This is a genomic window from Piscinibacter lacus (assembly GCF_016735685.1).
GTDB classification, from domain to species: domain Bacteria; phylum Pseudomonadota; class Gammaproteobacteria; order Burkholderiales; family Burkholderiaceae_C; genus Aquariibacter; species Aquariibacter lacus.
On sequence record NZ_JAERRA010000001.1, the window covers coordinates 1126048 to 1139934 of the forward strand.

A 13887-nucleotide genomic window follows, 5' to 3' on the forward strand; every position below is an offset into this window, starting at 1 on the left:
CTTCCGCACCCGGTCGCGCCGCATGAACCTCGACAGCCTGCCCCTGTGGGCGCCCGTGCTGGCGGCGCTGGCCTATGCGGCCTTCGTCTGGTGGTTCGGCACCGGCCTGGTCCTGATGCTGGAGGCGGCACCCGGCCGCCGCAGCCCGCCCGCGCCGGTGCCCGGCCATGCCGTCGCCGGCCTGCTGGCCCTGCTGGGTGTGGTGCTTGCGGCGCACCATCCCGGCCCGCTGGCGGCCACGCTGGGCTTCACCGCCGCGGTGGCGCTGTGGGGCTGGCATGAGCTGGCCTTCCTCTCGGGCCGGCTCACCGGCCCGCGCCAGGGCGATTGCACGGCGGCCTTCGGCACCTGGCGGCGCTGGCGCCAGGCGGTGGCCGTCATCGCATGGCATGAGCTGGCCCTGATCGCCTGCGGCCTGCTGCTGGCCGCCGCCTGCTGGGACACGCCCAACCCGGTCGGCGCCTGGACCTATGCCGCCCTCTGGGGCCTGCGGCTGTCGGCCAAGCTCAACCTCTTCCTGGGCGTGCGCAATTTCAGCGAGGACTTCCTCCCCGCGCGCCTGGCCCATCTGCGCAGCTACTTCCGGCGGCGCGGCATGAACCCCCTGCTCCCGGCTTCGCTGCTGGGCGGCGCCTGGCTGGTGAACGAGCTGGTCGCCGGCGCCCGGCTGCTGCCGCCGGGCGAGGCCTTCGGCCATTGGCTGGTGATCGCGCTGATCGGGCTGGGCCTGGTCGAGCATGTCCTTCTGGTGCTGCCCCTGCCGGCCGGGGCCCTGAATTCCCTTTGGCGCTGGGCCATGCCGGCCGGCCGCCCCGAACCTGGTCGACCGCAATGAACCCTGCCCAACCGGCACCCGCCGCCTGCACCGGAGCGATCCGATGAGCGGCCCCTGGCTCGACCGACTCGGCCTGATGGCCGAGACCCCGGGCTGGACCGGCCCCGCCCGGCCCGCCCTGGATGCGCCGCCCGCCGGCCCGCCGCCCCTGCCCGGCCCCGAGGCGCCGCATGCCCTGGTGATCGGCGGCGGCTTCGGCGGCCTAGCCGCTGCGCTGCGCCTGTCCTGCCGCGGCTACCGCGTCACCGTGCTGGAGGCGCTGGACCAGTTCGGCGGCCGGGCCCGGGTCTTCCGCGAGGACGGCCATGTCTTCGACATGGGGCCGACCATCGTCACCGTGCCGCACTTCTTCGAGGAGCTGTGGACCCTGGCCGGCCGCCGCCTGGCCGACGATGTCGAGCTTCAGAAGCTCGACCCCTGCTACCGCATCCTTTTCGACGACGGCAGCCATTTCGACTACAGCAGCGACGGCGAGACCCTGAGGCGCGAGATCGCCCGCCTGGCGCCCGGCGACCTGGCCGGCTACGAGCGCTTCAGCGCCCATGCCGACCGCTGCTGGGCCCTGGGTTTCGGCCAGCTCGGCGCCAAGGCCTTCGACAGCACCGGCGACCTGCTGGCCGCCATCCCGCACCTGGTCCGCATGCAGGGCTGGCGCACCCTGCACGCGCTGGTGGCCCAGCATTTCCGCGACCCGCGGCTGCGCATGGTCTTCAGCCTGCAATCGCTGCTGATCGGCGGCAACCCCTTCTCGGTCACGGCGGTGTACTCGCTGATCCACGCCCTGGAGCGACGCTGGGGCGTGCACTGGGCCAAGGGCGGCACGGGGGCCCTGGTCCAGGGCCTGGTCGGCCTGCTGCGCGAACGCGGCGTGGTGCTGGAGACCGGCGCCGAGGTCACGCGCATCGACATCCAGGCCCAGGCCGGCAGCCGCCGCCCGCGGGCGACCGGCGTCAGCCTGGCCGATGGCCGGCACCTGCCTGCCGATGTGGTGGTCTGCAACAGCGACGTGGCCTGGACCCAGCGCAAGCTGATCGAGCCGCGCTGGCGCAAGCGCTGGACCGACGAGCGCGTCGAGCGTGCGGATCACTCGATGAGCCTCTTCGTCTGGTACTTCGGCACCGACCGGCAGTGGCCCGAGGTGCCGCACCACATGATGGTGCTCGGCCCGCGCTACCGCGGCCTGCTTGACGACATCTTCAAGCACCACCACCTGGCCGAGGACTTCAGCCTCTACTTGCACCGGCCCACAGCGACCGATGCCTCGATGGGCCCGCCGTGCATGGACACCTTCTACGTGCTCTCGCCCGTGCCCCACCTGGGCAGCGGCACCGACTGGTCCGAGGTGGCCGAGCGCTACCGCCAGGCCGTGCAGGAGCGGCTCGAAGCCACCGTGCTGCCCGGCCTGGGCCAGCACCTGCGGGTCTCGCGGCTGATGACGCCGCAGCACTTCCACGACGAGCTGCGCTCCCACCAGGGCGCCGCCTTCGGCCTGGAGCCCACCTTGATGCAGAGCGCCGGCTTCCGGCCGCACAACCGCAGCGAGGACATCGACGCGCTCTACTTCGTCGGCGCCGGCACCCATCCGGGCGCGGGCATCCCGGGCGTGCTGATGTCGGCCAAGGCCCTGCAGACGGTGCTGCCCGATCCGGGGGCGCTCGCCCGCCCGTCGCATGCTACGGCGAGGCTCACGCGATGAGCGCGGTCCTCAGCCCGTCCCTGGCGGACGATGCCACCGCGTCCGTCGATTCCGCCGCTGACTCTGCCGACGGCGCCGCATGCGAAGCGCTGATGCGCGGCGGTTCGCGCAGCTTCTTCGCCGCCTCGCGCCTGCTGCCGCAGCGCCTGCGCGGGCCGGCGGCTGCGCTCTATGCCTTCTGCCGGGTGGCCGATGACCTGATCGACGAGGCCAGCGCGCCGCCCGATGCGGTGGCGCAACTGCTCGACCGGGTCGACCGCATCTGGGCCGGCCGGCCCGGCCCCGTGCCGGCCGACCGCGCGCTGGCCGAGGTGGTGGCCGCCAGCGGCCTGCCGCGCACCCTGATCGAGGCCCTGATCGAAGGCTTTGCCTGGGATGCCGAGGGCCGCAGCTACACCAGCCTGCCTGAGCTGGAGGCCTATGCCGCGCGGGTCGCGGGCAGCGTCGGCGCCGCCATGACCTGGCTGATGGGCCGCCAGCAGCCTGAGACTCTCGCCCGCGCCTGCGAGCTGGGCGTGGCCATGCAGCTCACCAACATTGCCCGCGACGTGGGCGAGGACGCCCGCCGCGGCCGGCTCTACTTGCCGCGTCAGTGGCTGGTCGAGGCTGGCTTGGACCCCGAGGCCTGGCTGGCCCGGCCGGTCTTCGGGCCGGCGCTGGCCCAGGTCATCGCCCGCTTGCTGGCCGCGGCCGACACGCTCTACCAGCGCGCCGAGGCCGGCGTGGCCGACCTGCCGCCGGATTGCCGCCTGGCGATCCGCGCGGCGCGGCTCATCTATGCCGAGATCGGCCGCGAGCTGGAGCGCGGCGGCCTGGATGCGGTGGGCCGGCGGGCCGTGGTCTCGGGCCCGCGCAAGCTGCTGCTGATCGGCCAGGCCCTGGCCGGCCGGGGTGGCCGCAGCCGGCTGGCGCTGCGTTCGCCGGCGCCGCTGCCGGCGATCGTCTTCCTGCTGGAAGCCTGCGCCGCCCGGGCGCTGCCGCAGGAGCGCGCGCGTCCTGCACGCCGCCGCAGCCTGGCCGAGCGCATGGTCTGGAGCCTGGACCTCTGCGAGCGCACCACCCTGCGCCGCTACCCCCAGCTCGGCGCCAGCGGCCTGCCGCCGCATCTGGGCTGAGCTTCCGCCGCACGCGCCCGGCCCGGCGGCCCCGCCGGGCCGCTCAGGCGCGGCGCGGCATGCGCCAGGGCAGCATCCACTGCGTCGCGCCGTGCACCAGGCGCGGCAGGCTCAGGCTTTCGTGGAAGGCCGTGACGTTCTCGCCCAGCAGCCGCGTCTGCACCAGCGAGCGGCTGTAGAAGGGCGTGTCCTCCAGCGTCTGCTCCACCCGGGCGGTGGCCGAGGCCTCGCCGCGGATCATGCGCGGCATGCGCCAGATCGGGCTGGCCGCCAGCCGCTGCGGCCCCGGGGCGGTGAAGGGCTGGGCCTGGCCGTGGCGGTCGAAGGCCAGGGCGAGCAGGCGCTGGCTGTGGTCGCGTTCTTCCAGCTCGTAGAGCACGGCGCTGCGTCCGCCGCTGAGGTGGGCGCGCGACCAATCCCATTGCAGGAAGGGCCGGTCGATCGGCTCCTCGCCCTCGTTGCTGTCGAGATAGCCCTCGCCCGACCAGCTCAGCGCGGGCGCATCGAGGCTGAGCTCAACCCGCGCGCTGGGCGCGATCGGCCCCCAGCCATGGCGGCCGGCGCGGTCCAGCGGCCAGAGCTGCGGGCTGAGCGCGCGCGGCCACAGCCGCACCCGGCCGCGAACGCGCTGCGGCAGGGGCACGGCCCGCTCGTCGATGTCGATCTCCAGGGCCTGGCCGGTCCAGCGCATCTGGCTGGGGCCGATCTGGAACTGCTGCACGTCGCGCCGCACCTGGCCGCGGCCGCGCTCGGTCATGGTCCAGCGCCGCGCCGGGCCGTAGAGCGAGACATTGAGCGCGCAGTGGTTCTCCGGGTCGGCCAGGCCGCTGCGGCCGCGCGCCCGGGCGTAGTAGGGCGAAAAGACGCTGCCGACGAAGGCGATCAGAGTCAGTCCGTGGCGCCCGTCGTCGCTGAGGGCATCGACATACCACCAGAGGTAGCCGCCCGGCGGAACGGCCGCGTCGAAGCGAGGTGCGCCATCACGGCCTCGGCCGCGCGACACCCCGACAAGGCCGCCATCGGCAGGCCCGGCCCCGGATGCACCGAGCCGCCCGCCAGCATCAGGCCCGGCACCCGGCTGTTCGCCCCCAGGCGCTGGAAGATCGCGCCCCAGCCATGCGTCGCCATGCCGTACAGCGCCCCCCCCGTGCCCGGGTAGAGGCGGTTGAAGTCCGCCGGGCTGCGCAGCGTGAGGGCCTCCGCCGGCCCGTCCGTCTCCAGGCCGGCTGCGCGAAGCCGCGCGAAGGTGAGGTGTGCGCATCGTTGGATCTCCTGCGGGCCCCAGGCCCCGGCGTGGTCGCCGGTCGGCGGGGCGTTGACGAGCACTTGCAGCCGCTCCGGTGCGTCCCCGGCCGGCGGCCGGCCCCGGTCGTCGCGGTCCTGGGCGCAGACATAGATCGTGGCCTGCGACGGCGCCCGGCCGGCCCCGAAGATGTCGCGGAACTCGCGGCGGTAGTCGGCATTGAAGAAGACGTTGTGGCGCACCAGCGGAAAGCCGCGGGTGCGCAGCCGCGCGCTCCAGACCAGGGCCGAGAGCGAGCGCCGGCCGGCCGGCTGCGACGGCACGGCGAGCCGTGCCGCCTCGCCCAGGCGGCCTTCGGCCAGGGCGCGCACATCGCCGTTGAAGACGACGGCCGCACCGCGCAACCGGCGGCCCGAGGCAAGCTGCACGCCGCTGGCCCGGCCGTCGTGCAGCTCGATGCGGTCGACCGCATCGCCGTACAGAAACTGCACGCCGCGGGCGCGGGCCAGGGCTTCCATCGCGCGGGGCAGGGCATGCATGCCGCCCTCGACCTGCCAGACGCCTTCGCGCTCGACCTGGGCCACCAGCATCAGCGTGGCCGGGGCTTGCCAGGGCGAGCCGCCGCAATAAGTGGCGTAGCGTGCGAAGAGCTGGCGCAGCCGCGGGTCGTGCAGGCGCCGGCCCAGCACGCTGGCCAGGCTGCTGAGCGGGCCGAGCGCGCTCAGCCGGGCCAGGCCGCTGGGCCCCAGCGCGCGGATCAGGCCCCAGGGCGTGGGCCGCTCGGCCTGCATCACCGGGCCTTCCAGCAGGCGCAGAAGGCCCTCGGCCTCGGTGCAGAAAGCGGCATAGCGGCGCGCCTCGGCCGGGCCGGCGAAGGCGGCTACGGCATCGAGCGCGGCGGCCGGATCGGCCAGCAGGTCGAAGCTGCTGCCGTCGGGCCAGGCGTGGCGCGCCAGGATGGACAGGGGTTGCAGGCGGAGGTGGTCGTCGAGCCGGCTGCCGGCGGCCTCGAAGATCGCGTCGAAGACCTTGCGCAGGGTGAAGACCGTGGGGCCGGCGTCGACTGCCGCGCCGTCCACCGTCACGGTGCCGGCCTTGCCGCCGGGCGCCAGGCCGGCCTCGACCACCGTCACCGGCAGGCCGCGGGCGCTCAGCATGAGCGCGGCGCTGAGCCCGCCCATGCCCGCCCCGACCACCAGGACGGGCGCTTCAGCCGGCATGGCGCGCGGTCCCGTCCAGGCGCAGCGCCCGGCCTTGCCAGACGCCGTCGAGCGCCAGCGGGCGCAGGCGCAGGAACATCGATTCGCTGAAGTGCTGGCCGGCGCGTGCGGCCTGGATGGCGGCCTGGTGGCCGCCGCGGCGGGCATAGCCGTCCATGTCGGCCACGCTGCGCCACAGGCTCACGGTCGCCTGACGCAGCAGCGGGGCCTCGCCCAGGCCCACGGCCATCAGGCAGCCCTCGGCCTGGGCGAGGCCGGCCTGGGCGGCCGGCGCATGGCGCCAGAAGTCGAGGGCGGCGCGCGGCCGGATCGAGGCCCGGGTGAGGGCCGCGATCGGCCCCTCGGCCGGGGCCTCGCCCTGCGGCGCGACCGCCACCCCGCCCCAGCGGCCCTTGGCCTGCCAGGGCTGCAGGGTCAGCAGGGCCAGCTCGCGGGCATGCCGGCGGTAGGCCTCGACCAGGGGGTTGCCCTGGGCGAAGGCCAGCGCAGCGGCGGGGCTGCGGAAGCCGCAGCACAGGGCTTGCAGGCCGAGGTCGGGCCGCAGGCCGAAGCCGCCGCGGTGGCCGCTGCCCATCTGGCGCACGAAGCACAGATCGGCTGCGGCGCGCCGGGCCGCGCGGGTTCCGAAGAGAAAGCGGCCCCAGCCCCACCAGCGGTCGGCGCCGCCGAAGTCGGCCAGCAGGATCACCAGGGTGAGCGGCAGGGCGGCGGCCTCGACGCGCCCGCCGCCAGCGGCCCGGGCCGGCTGCTCGCCCGCCGGCCGCTTCAGGCCACCGGGCGATGCCGCCGCCGGGGCGGCACCGACCTTCTGCGTGTCCACGGCCGCAATCCGGGGCTCAGCGCGCGCTCGCGCCGATCAGCTCGGGATGGTTCTGCAGCATGCTGGCACCCAGCAGCGGCTTGTAGGCGCCCTGGTGGCAGGTGGCGCAGTTCATCTTGGCGACGTCGCCGGTCGGCCCGCGCCGCGAGGCGGGGAAGATGTCGGTGAGCGGCACCATGTACTCGTTGTTCAGCTCGCGAACCATCTGGATGCCGTGCCAGGCCGTCACGCGCTGCGGCGGGCCGCCTTCCCAGGTGCTGAAGCTGCGGCTGTTGTGGCAGTAGGTGCAGTTGACGCCCAGGGCCTTGGAGAAATGGATCATGAAGGCATAGGTACCCTCGGCCGCCTGGATGGGCGCCTTCTCCGACCAGGCCTGGCCGGCCAGCGGCAGCGCGGTGCTGCCATTGACCCGCACCGGCGCGTCCTTGAGCAGGTAGGCGGTGTAGGGGTCGAGCGGCAGCGAGCTCTTGTCGACCTCGTCGGCCACCGTGTTCTGTGTGCGGTCGCCGCCGATGAAGTCGGCACCCTTGGCGCCGGTCAGCGGCGCGAACCAGATCTTGTCGGGCACCGGCTTGCCGCGGTGGCAGGTGTAGCAGGTGACGCCGGTGGCCGCGACGTGGGGCTTCCAGTCGGCATTGATGGTCTGGGTCATCTCGACCATGCGGCGCGCGACGACCTTGGTGTAAAGGCTGTCGTCGGCGAAATTGGCCGCGTTGTGGCAGTAGACGCAGCCCTTGTCCGGCGCGACCCAGTTCGTCATGGCCAGCATCAGGCGGTTGAACTCGCCGACCTTCAGGTCGCCGAGCACCTTGACGTTCTGGTAGACGTCGCGGGCCAGGGGCTCGTTGGGGTCGCTGGTGTCGGCGGCGGGAATGGCCTCGGGCAGCTTGTGCTTGTCGAGGTTGGCCGCCACGGTGCGGGGGTTGTAGACCAGTTCCATGCCGGTGCCGCGGAAGCCCCGCTGCACGGTCTCGACCGGCGGTCGCTCGCAGCCGGCGAGCAGGGTCATCAGACCCAGGGCGGCCAGCGACGCCCAACGTTGTGCGTGACGCTTCATTGCGGGGCTCCCAGGCTGAGGGCGGGGTCGGTGACCGGCGGGAAGACGGCCGGGTAGGGCGGGGCGACGCCATGCTTGACGGCCCAGAGGTACCAGTTGTCGACGGCGGTGCCGGTCAGCAGGATGCCGATGCCGCCAGCCAGCGGGCAGAGCACGGCGAACCACCAGGCCCAGCGGTGGATGGATTCCATCGTCGCGTTGAAGCCCATGGTCCAGCGCCAGAACAGCGCGGCGCGTTCGCTGGCGGTGCCGCGGTCGGTGATCTGCTCGATCTCGCGCTCGCCGCCGTAGCGGCCCACCGCCAGGATGGTCGCGCCGTGCATCGCAAACAGCAGGGCCGAGCCGTAGAGGAAGGCGATCGAGAGCGCGTGGAAGGGGTTGTAGAACAGGTTGCCGTAGCGCAGGGAGAAGGCCGCGGTCCAGTCCAGGTGCGGGAAGATGCCGAAGGGCACCGCCTCGCTCCAGCTTCCCATCAGCACCGGGCGGAAGAAGCCCAGCACCAGGAAGAGCCAGATCGCCGCCGCGAAGGCCCAGGCGATGTGGGTGCCCAGGCCCAGCTCGCGCGCCCTGCGGTACATGCGCACCCACCACAGCAGCAGCGAGGCGGTCAGGAAGAGGCCGCAGATCAGCCACCAGCCGCCCTTGTTCAGCGGCGGGATCGACAGACCGTACTCCGGCGCCGGCGGCTCCAGCGCCAGCCAGAAGAGCTGGCGCACGAACTGGATGGGGTTCCAGTCGACCGAGGCCAGCATGTTGAAGCCGATGATCCAGAAGGCCATCAGGCCGAGGATCAGCGAGGCCAGGCCCAGGCCGCCCAGGTAGATCGGTCCGATCTGGGCATTGCCGATGCGGCCGGCGAGATGGACGATCCAGGGGACATCCCCGGTGCGCGGGCTGTTGCCCGGCCCCAGCGGCACCCCATGGTGCACGGGGCCCACCGCCTGCACGGCAGTGAAGAGGTTTTGGTAGTGCGCCATCGCGGCTGCTCCTCGGCGTGTTCGTTGGGAGGGTTCGAGGCTCAGGCGGCCGGCAGCGGCCACTGGCTCCAGATGGGCAGGTTCAGCCACCAGGTCCACCACTGCGGCCAGCCCTGGGTCCAGAAGGGGCCCGACAGGACGATGCACAGGGCGCTGAAGATGACCGCGGCCAGCGCCAGGTAGAGGCCCAGGCGGTGGATGCCCAGCGTGCCGATCGAGTAGCCGATCGTGTCGCGGAAGAAGGTGTCTTCGTACTCCGGCGTCTTGACCCGCTCACCCTTGGGCGGGTTGGTGGCCGAGAGCACCAGGCCACCATGCAGCGACAGCGCGAAGACGGAGGCGAAGAAGAAGCTCACCGCCAGCATGTGCGCCGGGTTGTAGTGGAAGTGCAGGTACTGGTAGCCGACGTTCGACACCCAGTCGAGGTGGCTGAAGATGCCGTACGGGAAGCCATGGCCCCAGGCGCCCATCAGCACCGGCCGCACCACCACCAGGGTGACGTAGGCCAGGATGGCGACCGAGAAGGCCACGGGCACGTGGTAGCCCATGCCGAGTTTTCGGCAGATCTCGACCTCGCGCAGGGCCCAGGAGGCGAAGGCCCCGATCGCGCACACGGTGATGATCTGCCAGAGCCCGCCTTCCATCAGCGGGGCGAGGGCCAGGCCGTAGGACAGGTCCGGCGGGGCAATGCTGATCTGCCAGAGGTTCCAGGTCGGCCCTTGCGAGGCGCCCCAGAGGATGAGCGCGGTGCCGAGCGCCGCGAAGAAGATCGTGGTGACACCGAAGAAGCCGACGTAGAACGGTCCGACCCAGAAGTCGAACAGGTCGCCGCCAACCAGCGTGCCGCCGCGGACGCGATACTTTCGCTCGAAGCTGAGCAGGGCCATGGTTACGTCCTCCAACCGTGTGCGGCCGCGCATGCGCAGGCACCGGTTCTTTTGTGGGGTGGGGGAGGGGTTCTCACATGCAGCCGGAGGGAAGGGGCCGGTCCCAGGGACCGGCCCGGCTTCGGCTCACGACTGACGCGGGAGCGTCCGGTCTTACTTCAGCGAAGCCACGGCTTGCGGCAGGGCGGGCTGGGTGACCGCCGCCGTGCCGGCCGCCTTGGGACCGTCGAGCCAGTTGAACTTGTTCGTGCTCAGCAGGATGAGGTGAATCATCGCGGCCAGGCCGAACAGGAAGATGCCCTGGACCACCATGGCCCGGAGGGGATCGTACAAACGCCAGATGCGCCACATGTTGGGGTGCTCCTTAAACGAGATAGGACATGAAGGTGTAGACCGCCGATCGCACACCTCCCGGCAAGGACGCTCGGTCCTCCGCCCCGGGCAGCCATTCGCGCCAGTGCAGGCCGACGACCTGGGCCATCAGTGCCAGCGCGAACAGCAGCAGGAATGCGACCACGAAGATCAGCCGAAACGTCACGCCATCGCCCGGCAGCAGGCTGACGGGCGGGGTATGAAGGGTCTGGGGCATGGAAGCTCTCCTGCTTGAACCAAGGGGGGACAGAACGCTCACGGGGGTGGCGTCAGACGATCACAGCCAGGGACGCCAGACCCAGACCAGGACATGGGCCACCACCGCGATCACGGTGAAGCCCACGAAACCCTGAGTCCAGTACTGATGGAACTCCTGGGCCTCTTCGTCGGTGAGGCCGGAGATCGAACTCCTCTTCTCAGCCATGGATGTGCTCCTCAAGAACGGCCCTTCGGCCGGTGTGCGCCAGGCCCGCGCAACATGGGCAGCCGCGGCGGGATGCCGTGACATGGGGGGCGATCCGCGAAACTGCCGGATGCAGATGGGGTCGGGTGGCCGCGCTCACGCGGGCACCGTGCGTGGGGACAGCGTGCCGGCATCCGGCGCGCTGCCCAGGGTCTGGGCGACGTGGTCGGTCTCGACCTGGGCGGCGCCATCGCGTGCGGCGATGCGCTCGGCGCGATCGCGCCACTGCTTGGCCGCGGAGATCTGCACCAGCACCGGCTGCTGCGCCACCGCAGCGTCGAGGCGCTGCTGGGCCGCATCGCTCCAGGCCAGGCCGCGACGGGCCGGCGTGGCTTCGACCCGGTCCATCTCGCCCGCCAGGGGCAGGATGTGGAAGAGCGCGTCGAACAGGGCGTTGCAGACTTCCTGCAGCACATAGGTCGCGCCGGCATAGCCCATGAAGGGCGTGCCGGTGGCGCGGCGGATCGCCGCACCGGGGAAGCTGGCCGGGATGAAGGCCGCCCGCGGCCCGTGGCCGCCCGAGCTCATGGCCTGAGCCTCGGCCAGGTACATGCGCTCGTTGATGCTGCCGAAGAGGATCAGCGGCGTCTTGCGGGCGACCTGGTCGCGGATCGCCGCGTTGTCGGTCTTGGCGCCAGCCACCCGCGACACCGCGAAGCGGCAGGGCAGGCCCAGCTCGTCTTCCAGGTAGTGGCGCAGGCCGCGGCTGTAGGTCTCGCCGGCCACCACCGCGAAGCTGGCGGTGCCGAAGAAGTCCTGGGTGACGCTGCGCCACAGGTCCCAGACCGGCTTGATCGTGGTGTGCTTCTCGCGCTCGATGAAGGGCTCGGGGTCCAGGCCCAGCAGCTCGCCCAGCTTGCGCAGGAAGGCCGTGGTACTGTGCAGGCCCATGGGGGCTTGCAGATAGGGCCGGTCCAGCGCCTCGCAGAGCAGGCGGCCGAACTCGCGGTACATGCAGATGTTCACGTCGGCCTCGACCAGCCGGCTCACATCGGCCAGGTGGCTGCCGAGCGGGAAGACCATGTTCACTTCGGCGCCGATGCCGCGCACCAGGCGCACGACCTCGGCCACGTCGCTGGGGCCGTTGAACATGCCGTAGCTGGGGCCGATCAGGTTGACGCGCGGGCGCTCGCCTGCCGGCCGTTCCGCGAAAGGCTTGCGCGCCGGAACATGGCGCAGGCCGTGCTGCTGCCACAGCCACAGCAGGGCGCGGTTGGCGCACTGCCACTGGTCCTCGTCGATGGTGCGCGGCAGGAAGCGCTGGATGGTCGTGCCCTCGGGCGTCACGCCGCCACCAATCATCTCGGCGATCGAGCCGGTCACCACCACGCTGGGCAGGTCGGGGTCGAGCACGGCATGGGCGCGCTTCATCGCGCCTTCGGTGCCTTCGCGGCCGAGCTGCTCCTCGGCCAGGCCGGTCACGACGATGGGCAGCTCATGCGGCGGCAGCGCATCGGTGTAGTGCAGGACGCTGGTGACGGGCAGGTTCTCGCAGCCCACCGGGCCGTCGATGACGACCTGCAGGCCCTTGATGGCCGTGAAGACATAGACTGCGCCCCAGTAGCCGCCGGCACGATCGTGGTCGAGGACAAGCATGGTTCCCGTCCTTTCAGATCATTTGCTCGGCCTTGCGGCGTTGCGCGATCTTGATGATCTGCCGCCGGGTCTCGGCGCGGAATTCGGGCCGCAGCACCGGCGTCTCGGTCCACACGCCGGCGCGGTCGCCGCGGCCGGCTTCGCCGAAGAAGGCCTGCATGGTGTCGAAGCGCGCGCGGTTGCCGCGGGCGGCATTGATCACCTGCGCCAGCGAGCCGGCACCCGCCGCGCCCATCAGCGGCCGGGCCGAGATGAGGTTGGTGAAGTACAGCGCCGGGATGGCCATTTCCTTGGCGGCCTGCACCAGCGGCGTGGTGCCCAGGGCCAGATCGGGCTGGAAGGCGCGCAGGGCGGCCAGGTCCTGTTCGAGCGAGGCGCGGTACTGCACCTGCACGCCGCGCGCTTCGAGCCAGGCGCAGTCGACCGCGCTCCAGGGCGTGCGCGGGCAGGCGGTGCCGACATAGGGCACCTCGGCGCCGCTCTCGATCAGCAGGCGGGCGACCAGCAGCTCGCTGCCCTCGTAGCCGCTGACGGTGATGCGGCCGGTGATGGGCGTGGCCGCCAGGGCGGCGCGGATGCCGGGCAGGGCCGCGGCAAGGGCTGCGTCGATGCGCTCCTGCGGCACGCCCGCCGCGTCGCCGATGGCTTGCAGCCAGGCGGCGGTGCCTTCGACGCCGACCGGCGCCGAGCCCACCACCTTGCGGCCGGCGGCCTCGAACTCGCGCACGCTGGCGGTGTAGAAGGGATGGACGGCGGCGACGACCTTGCCGTCGAGCGCGGCATAGAGCTCGCGCCATTCGCGGGTCGGCACCACCGGACCGGCGGCCAGGCCCATCGGCGCCAGCAGGCGGCCGATGACGACCGGATCGGCCGGGAACATCTCGCCCAGCAAGGTCACCGTGGGCAGCTCGGACACGCCACCGCGCGGCGCGGCCACCGGGCCGGCGGCCGCTTCGGCGCGGGCATAGCGCAGCATGGCGCCGGCCAGCACGTCCTTGGCCTCGGCATGGGTGGGCACGCCGAAGCCGGGCACGTCGATGCCGATGATGCGCACGCCGTCGATCTCGCGCGGCAGCAGTTGCAGCGGCACGCCGCTGGCGGTGGGCACGCACAGGTTGATCACGACGATGGCGTCGAGCTCGTCCGGCTTGGCGCTGGCATGCACCGCGTCGCGGATGTCCTCGAACAGCTTGCCGGTGACCAGGGTCTCGCTGTTGAAGGGCACGTAGCCGACGCTGCGGCGCGCGCCGTAGAAGTGGCTGGTGAAGGTCAGGCCGTAGACGCAGCAGGCCGAGCCCGACAGCAGGGTCAGGGTGCGGCGCATGCGCAGGCCGACCCGCAGCGAGCCGAAGGCCGGGCACATGCTCTGCGGCTGGTCGTGCGGGCCCTTGGGGTAGTCCGCCGCGTACTGCGCGAGCAGCTCGGACTTGCCGGCGGCCGCCGCCGCCGAAAGCAGGGTGTCGCGGCCGGCGTGGCAGCCGCGTCCGTCCTCGGTCGCGCCAGCGACCGGGACAGCCTCCAGCGGCAGCCGCGGATCCGGCTTGGCCGGGCCGCTGGCTGTACCTCCCTGGGCGGGGGCAGCGAAGTCGCTACGGGGGGAGGTCAT

General features: G+C 72.4%; 14 protein-coding genes. 3 read left to right on the forward strand and 11 right to left on the reverse strand.

Annotation, left to right across the window (positions count from 1 at the left end; genetic code table 11):
• Positions 1–22 precede the first annotated feature (22 nt).
• Genes puhE through JI742_RS05165 form a run of 3 tightly spaced genes read left to right on the forward strand, consistent with a single transcriptional unit; the run spans position 23 to position 3646 of the window.
• Entirely contained in the window at positions 23–835 is an 813-nt protein-coding gene (gene puhE, locus JI742_RS05155) for a putative photosynthetic complex assembly protein PuhE (protein WP_201824533.1), read from the forward strand.
• A 43-nt stretch (positions 836–878) separates the two neighbouring features.
• Positions 879–2531: a phytoene desaturase family protein gene (crtI, locus tag JI742_RS05160; RefSeq protein ID WP_236676790.1), complete on the forward strand. Its 1653-nt coding sequence runs from the start codon at positions 879–881 to the stop codon at positions 2529–2531.
• A complete protein-coding gene (locus JI742_RS05165) occupies positions 2528–3646 on the forward strand; it encodes a phytoene/squalene synthase family protein (RefSeq protein WP_201824535.1) in 1119 nt (372 codons plus the stop codon). The genes crtI and JI742_RS05165 overlap by 4 nt, the downstream gene beginning before the upstream one ends.
• A 43-nt stretch (positions 3647–3689) precedes the next feature.
• On the opposite strand, the gene JI742_RS05170 is transcribed toward JI742_RS05165, so the two are convergent.
• The 11 genes from JI742_RS05170 to bchY form a co-directional block, all read right to left on the reverse strand.
• Positions 3690–4649, reverse strand: coding sequence for a carotenoid 1,2-hydratase (locus tag JI742_RS05170; RefSeq protein ID WP_350309630.1), 960 nt, complete (start codon positions 4647–4649; stop codon positions 3690–3692).
• A complete protein-coding gene (gene crtD, locus JI742_RS05175; protein WP_201824537.1) occupies positions 4535–6109 on the reverse strand; it encodes a 1-hydroxycarotenoid 3,4-desaturase CrtD in 1575 nt (524 codons plus the stop codon). The genes JI742_RS05170 and crtD overlap by 115 nt, the downstream gene beginning before the upstream one ends.
• On the reverse strand, positions 6099–6929 hold the full coding sequence (locus JI742_RS05180; RefSeq protein ID WP_350309631.1) for a spheroidene monooxygenase: 831 nt from the start codon (positions 6927–6929) through the stop codon (positions 6099–6101). Before JI742_RS05180 ends, crtD begins: the two co-directional genes overlap by 11 nt.
• Positions 6930–6945: 16 nt before the next feature.
• Positions 6946–7986, reverse strand: coding sequence for a photosynthetic reaction center cytochrome PufC (gene pufC / locus JI742_RS05185; protein WP_201824538.1), 1041 nt, complete (start codon positions 7984–7986; stop codon positions 6946–6948).
• Positions 7983–8963, reverse strand: a complete 981-nt coding sequence (gene pufM, locus JI742_RS05190) for a photosynthetic reaction center subunit M (protein ID WP_201824539.1) — start codon at positions 8961–8963, stop codon at positions 7983–7985. Before pufM ends, pufC begins: the two co-directional genes overlap by 4 nt.
• 41 nt (positions 8964–9004) lie before the next feature.
• A complete protein-coding gene (pufL, locus tag JI742_RS05195) occupies positions 9005–9850 on the reverse strand; it encodes a photosynthetic reaction center subunit L (protein ID WP_201824540.1) in 846 nt (281 codons plus the stop codon).
• A gap of 153 nt (positions 9851–10003) precedes the next feature.
• Positions 10004–10201 (reverse strand): light-harvesting antenna LH1, alpha subunit, encoded by a 198-nt coding sequence (pufA, locus tag JI742_RS05200; RefSeq protein WP_201824541.1) that lies wholly within the window; start codon positions 10199–10201, stop codon positions 10004–10006.
• 13 nt (positions 10202–10214) lie between these two features.
• Entirely contained in the window at positions 10215–10439 is a 225-nt protein-coding gene (locus JI742_RS05205) for a hypothetical protein (protein WP_201824542.1), read from the reverse strand.
• Positions 10440–10499: 60 nt separating this feature from the next.
• Positions 10500–10646 carry a light-harvesting antenna LH1, beta subunit gene (gene pufB / locus JI742_RS05210; protein WP_201824543.1) on the reverse strand — a complete coding sequence of 49 codons (147 nt, stop codon included), beginning with the start codon at positions 10644–10646 and terminating at the stop codon, positions 10500–10502.
• A gap of 135 nt (positions 10647–10781) precedes the next feature.
• Positions 10782–12281 (reverse strand): chlorophyllide a reductase subunit Z, encoded by a 1500-nt coding sequence (bchZ, locus tag JI742_RS05215; RefSeq protein WP_201824545.1) that lies wholly within the window; start codon positions 12279–12281, stop codon positions 10782–10784.
• Between the two features lie 13 nt (positions 12282–12294).
• Positions 12295–13887, reverse strand: coding sequence for a chlorophyllide a reductase subunit Y (gene bchY / locus JI742_RS05220; RefSeq protein WP_201824547.1), 1593 nt, complete (start codon positions 13885–13887; stop codon positions 12295–12297).

Bases quoted from the DNA above. Each gene is read 5' to 3' on its own strand.
- puhE (WP_201824533.1), top strand. From the start codon at position 23: ATGAACCTCGACAGCCTGCCCCTGTGGGCGCCCGTGCTGGCGGCGCTG.
- crtI (WP_236676790.1), top strand. From the start codon at position 879: ATGAGCGGCCCCTGGCTCGACCGACTCGGCCTGATGGCCGAGACCCCG.
- JI742_RS05165 (WP_201824535.1), top strand. From the start codon at position 2,528: ATGAGCGCGGTCCTCAGCCCGTCCCTGGCGGACGATGCCACCGCGTCC.
- crtD (WP_201824537.1), bottom strand. From the start codon at position 6,109: ATGCCGGCTGAAGCGCCCGTCCTGGTGGTCGGGGCGGGCATGGGCGGG.
- pufC (WP_201824538.1), bottom strand. From the start codon at position 7,986: ATGAAGCGTCACGCACAACGTTGGGCGTCGCTGGCCGCCCTGGGTCTG.
- pufM (WP_201824539.1), bottom strand. From the start codon at position 8,963: ATGGCGCACTACCAAAACCTCTTCACTGCCGTGCAGGCGGTGGGCCCC.
- pufL (WP_201824540.1), bottom strand. From the start codon at position 9,850: ATGGCCCTGCTCAGCTTCGAGCGAAAGTATCGCGTCCGCGGCGGCACG.
- pufA (WP_201824541.1), bottom strand. From the start codon at position 10,201: ATGTGGCGCATCTGGCGTTTGTACGATCCCCTCCGGGCCATGGTGGTC.
- JI742_RS05205 (WP_201824542.1), bottom strand. From the start codon at position 10,439: ATGCCCCAGACCCTTCATACCCCGCCCGTCAGCCTGCTGCCGGGCGAT.
- pufB (WP_201824543.1), bottom strand. From the start codon at position 10,646: ATGGCTGAGAAGAGGAGTTCGATCTCCGGCCTCACCGACGAAGAGGCC.
- bchZ (WP_201824545.1), bottom strand. From the start codon at position 12,281: ATGCTTGTCCTCGACCACGATCGTGCCGGCGGCTACTGGGGCGCAGTC.
- bchY (WP_201824547.1), bottom strand. From the start codon at position 13,887: ATGACCTCCCCCCGTAGCGACTTCGCTGCCCCCGCCCAGGGAGGTACA.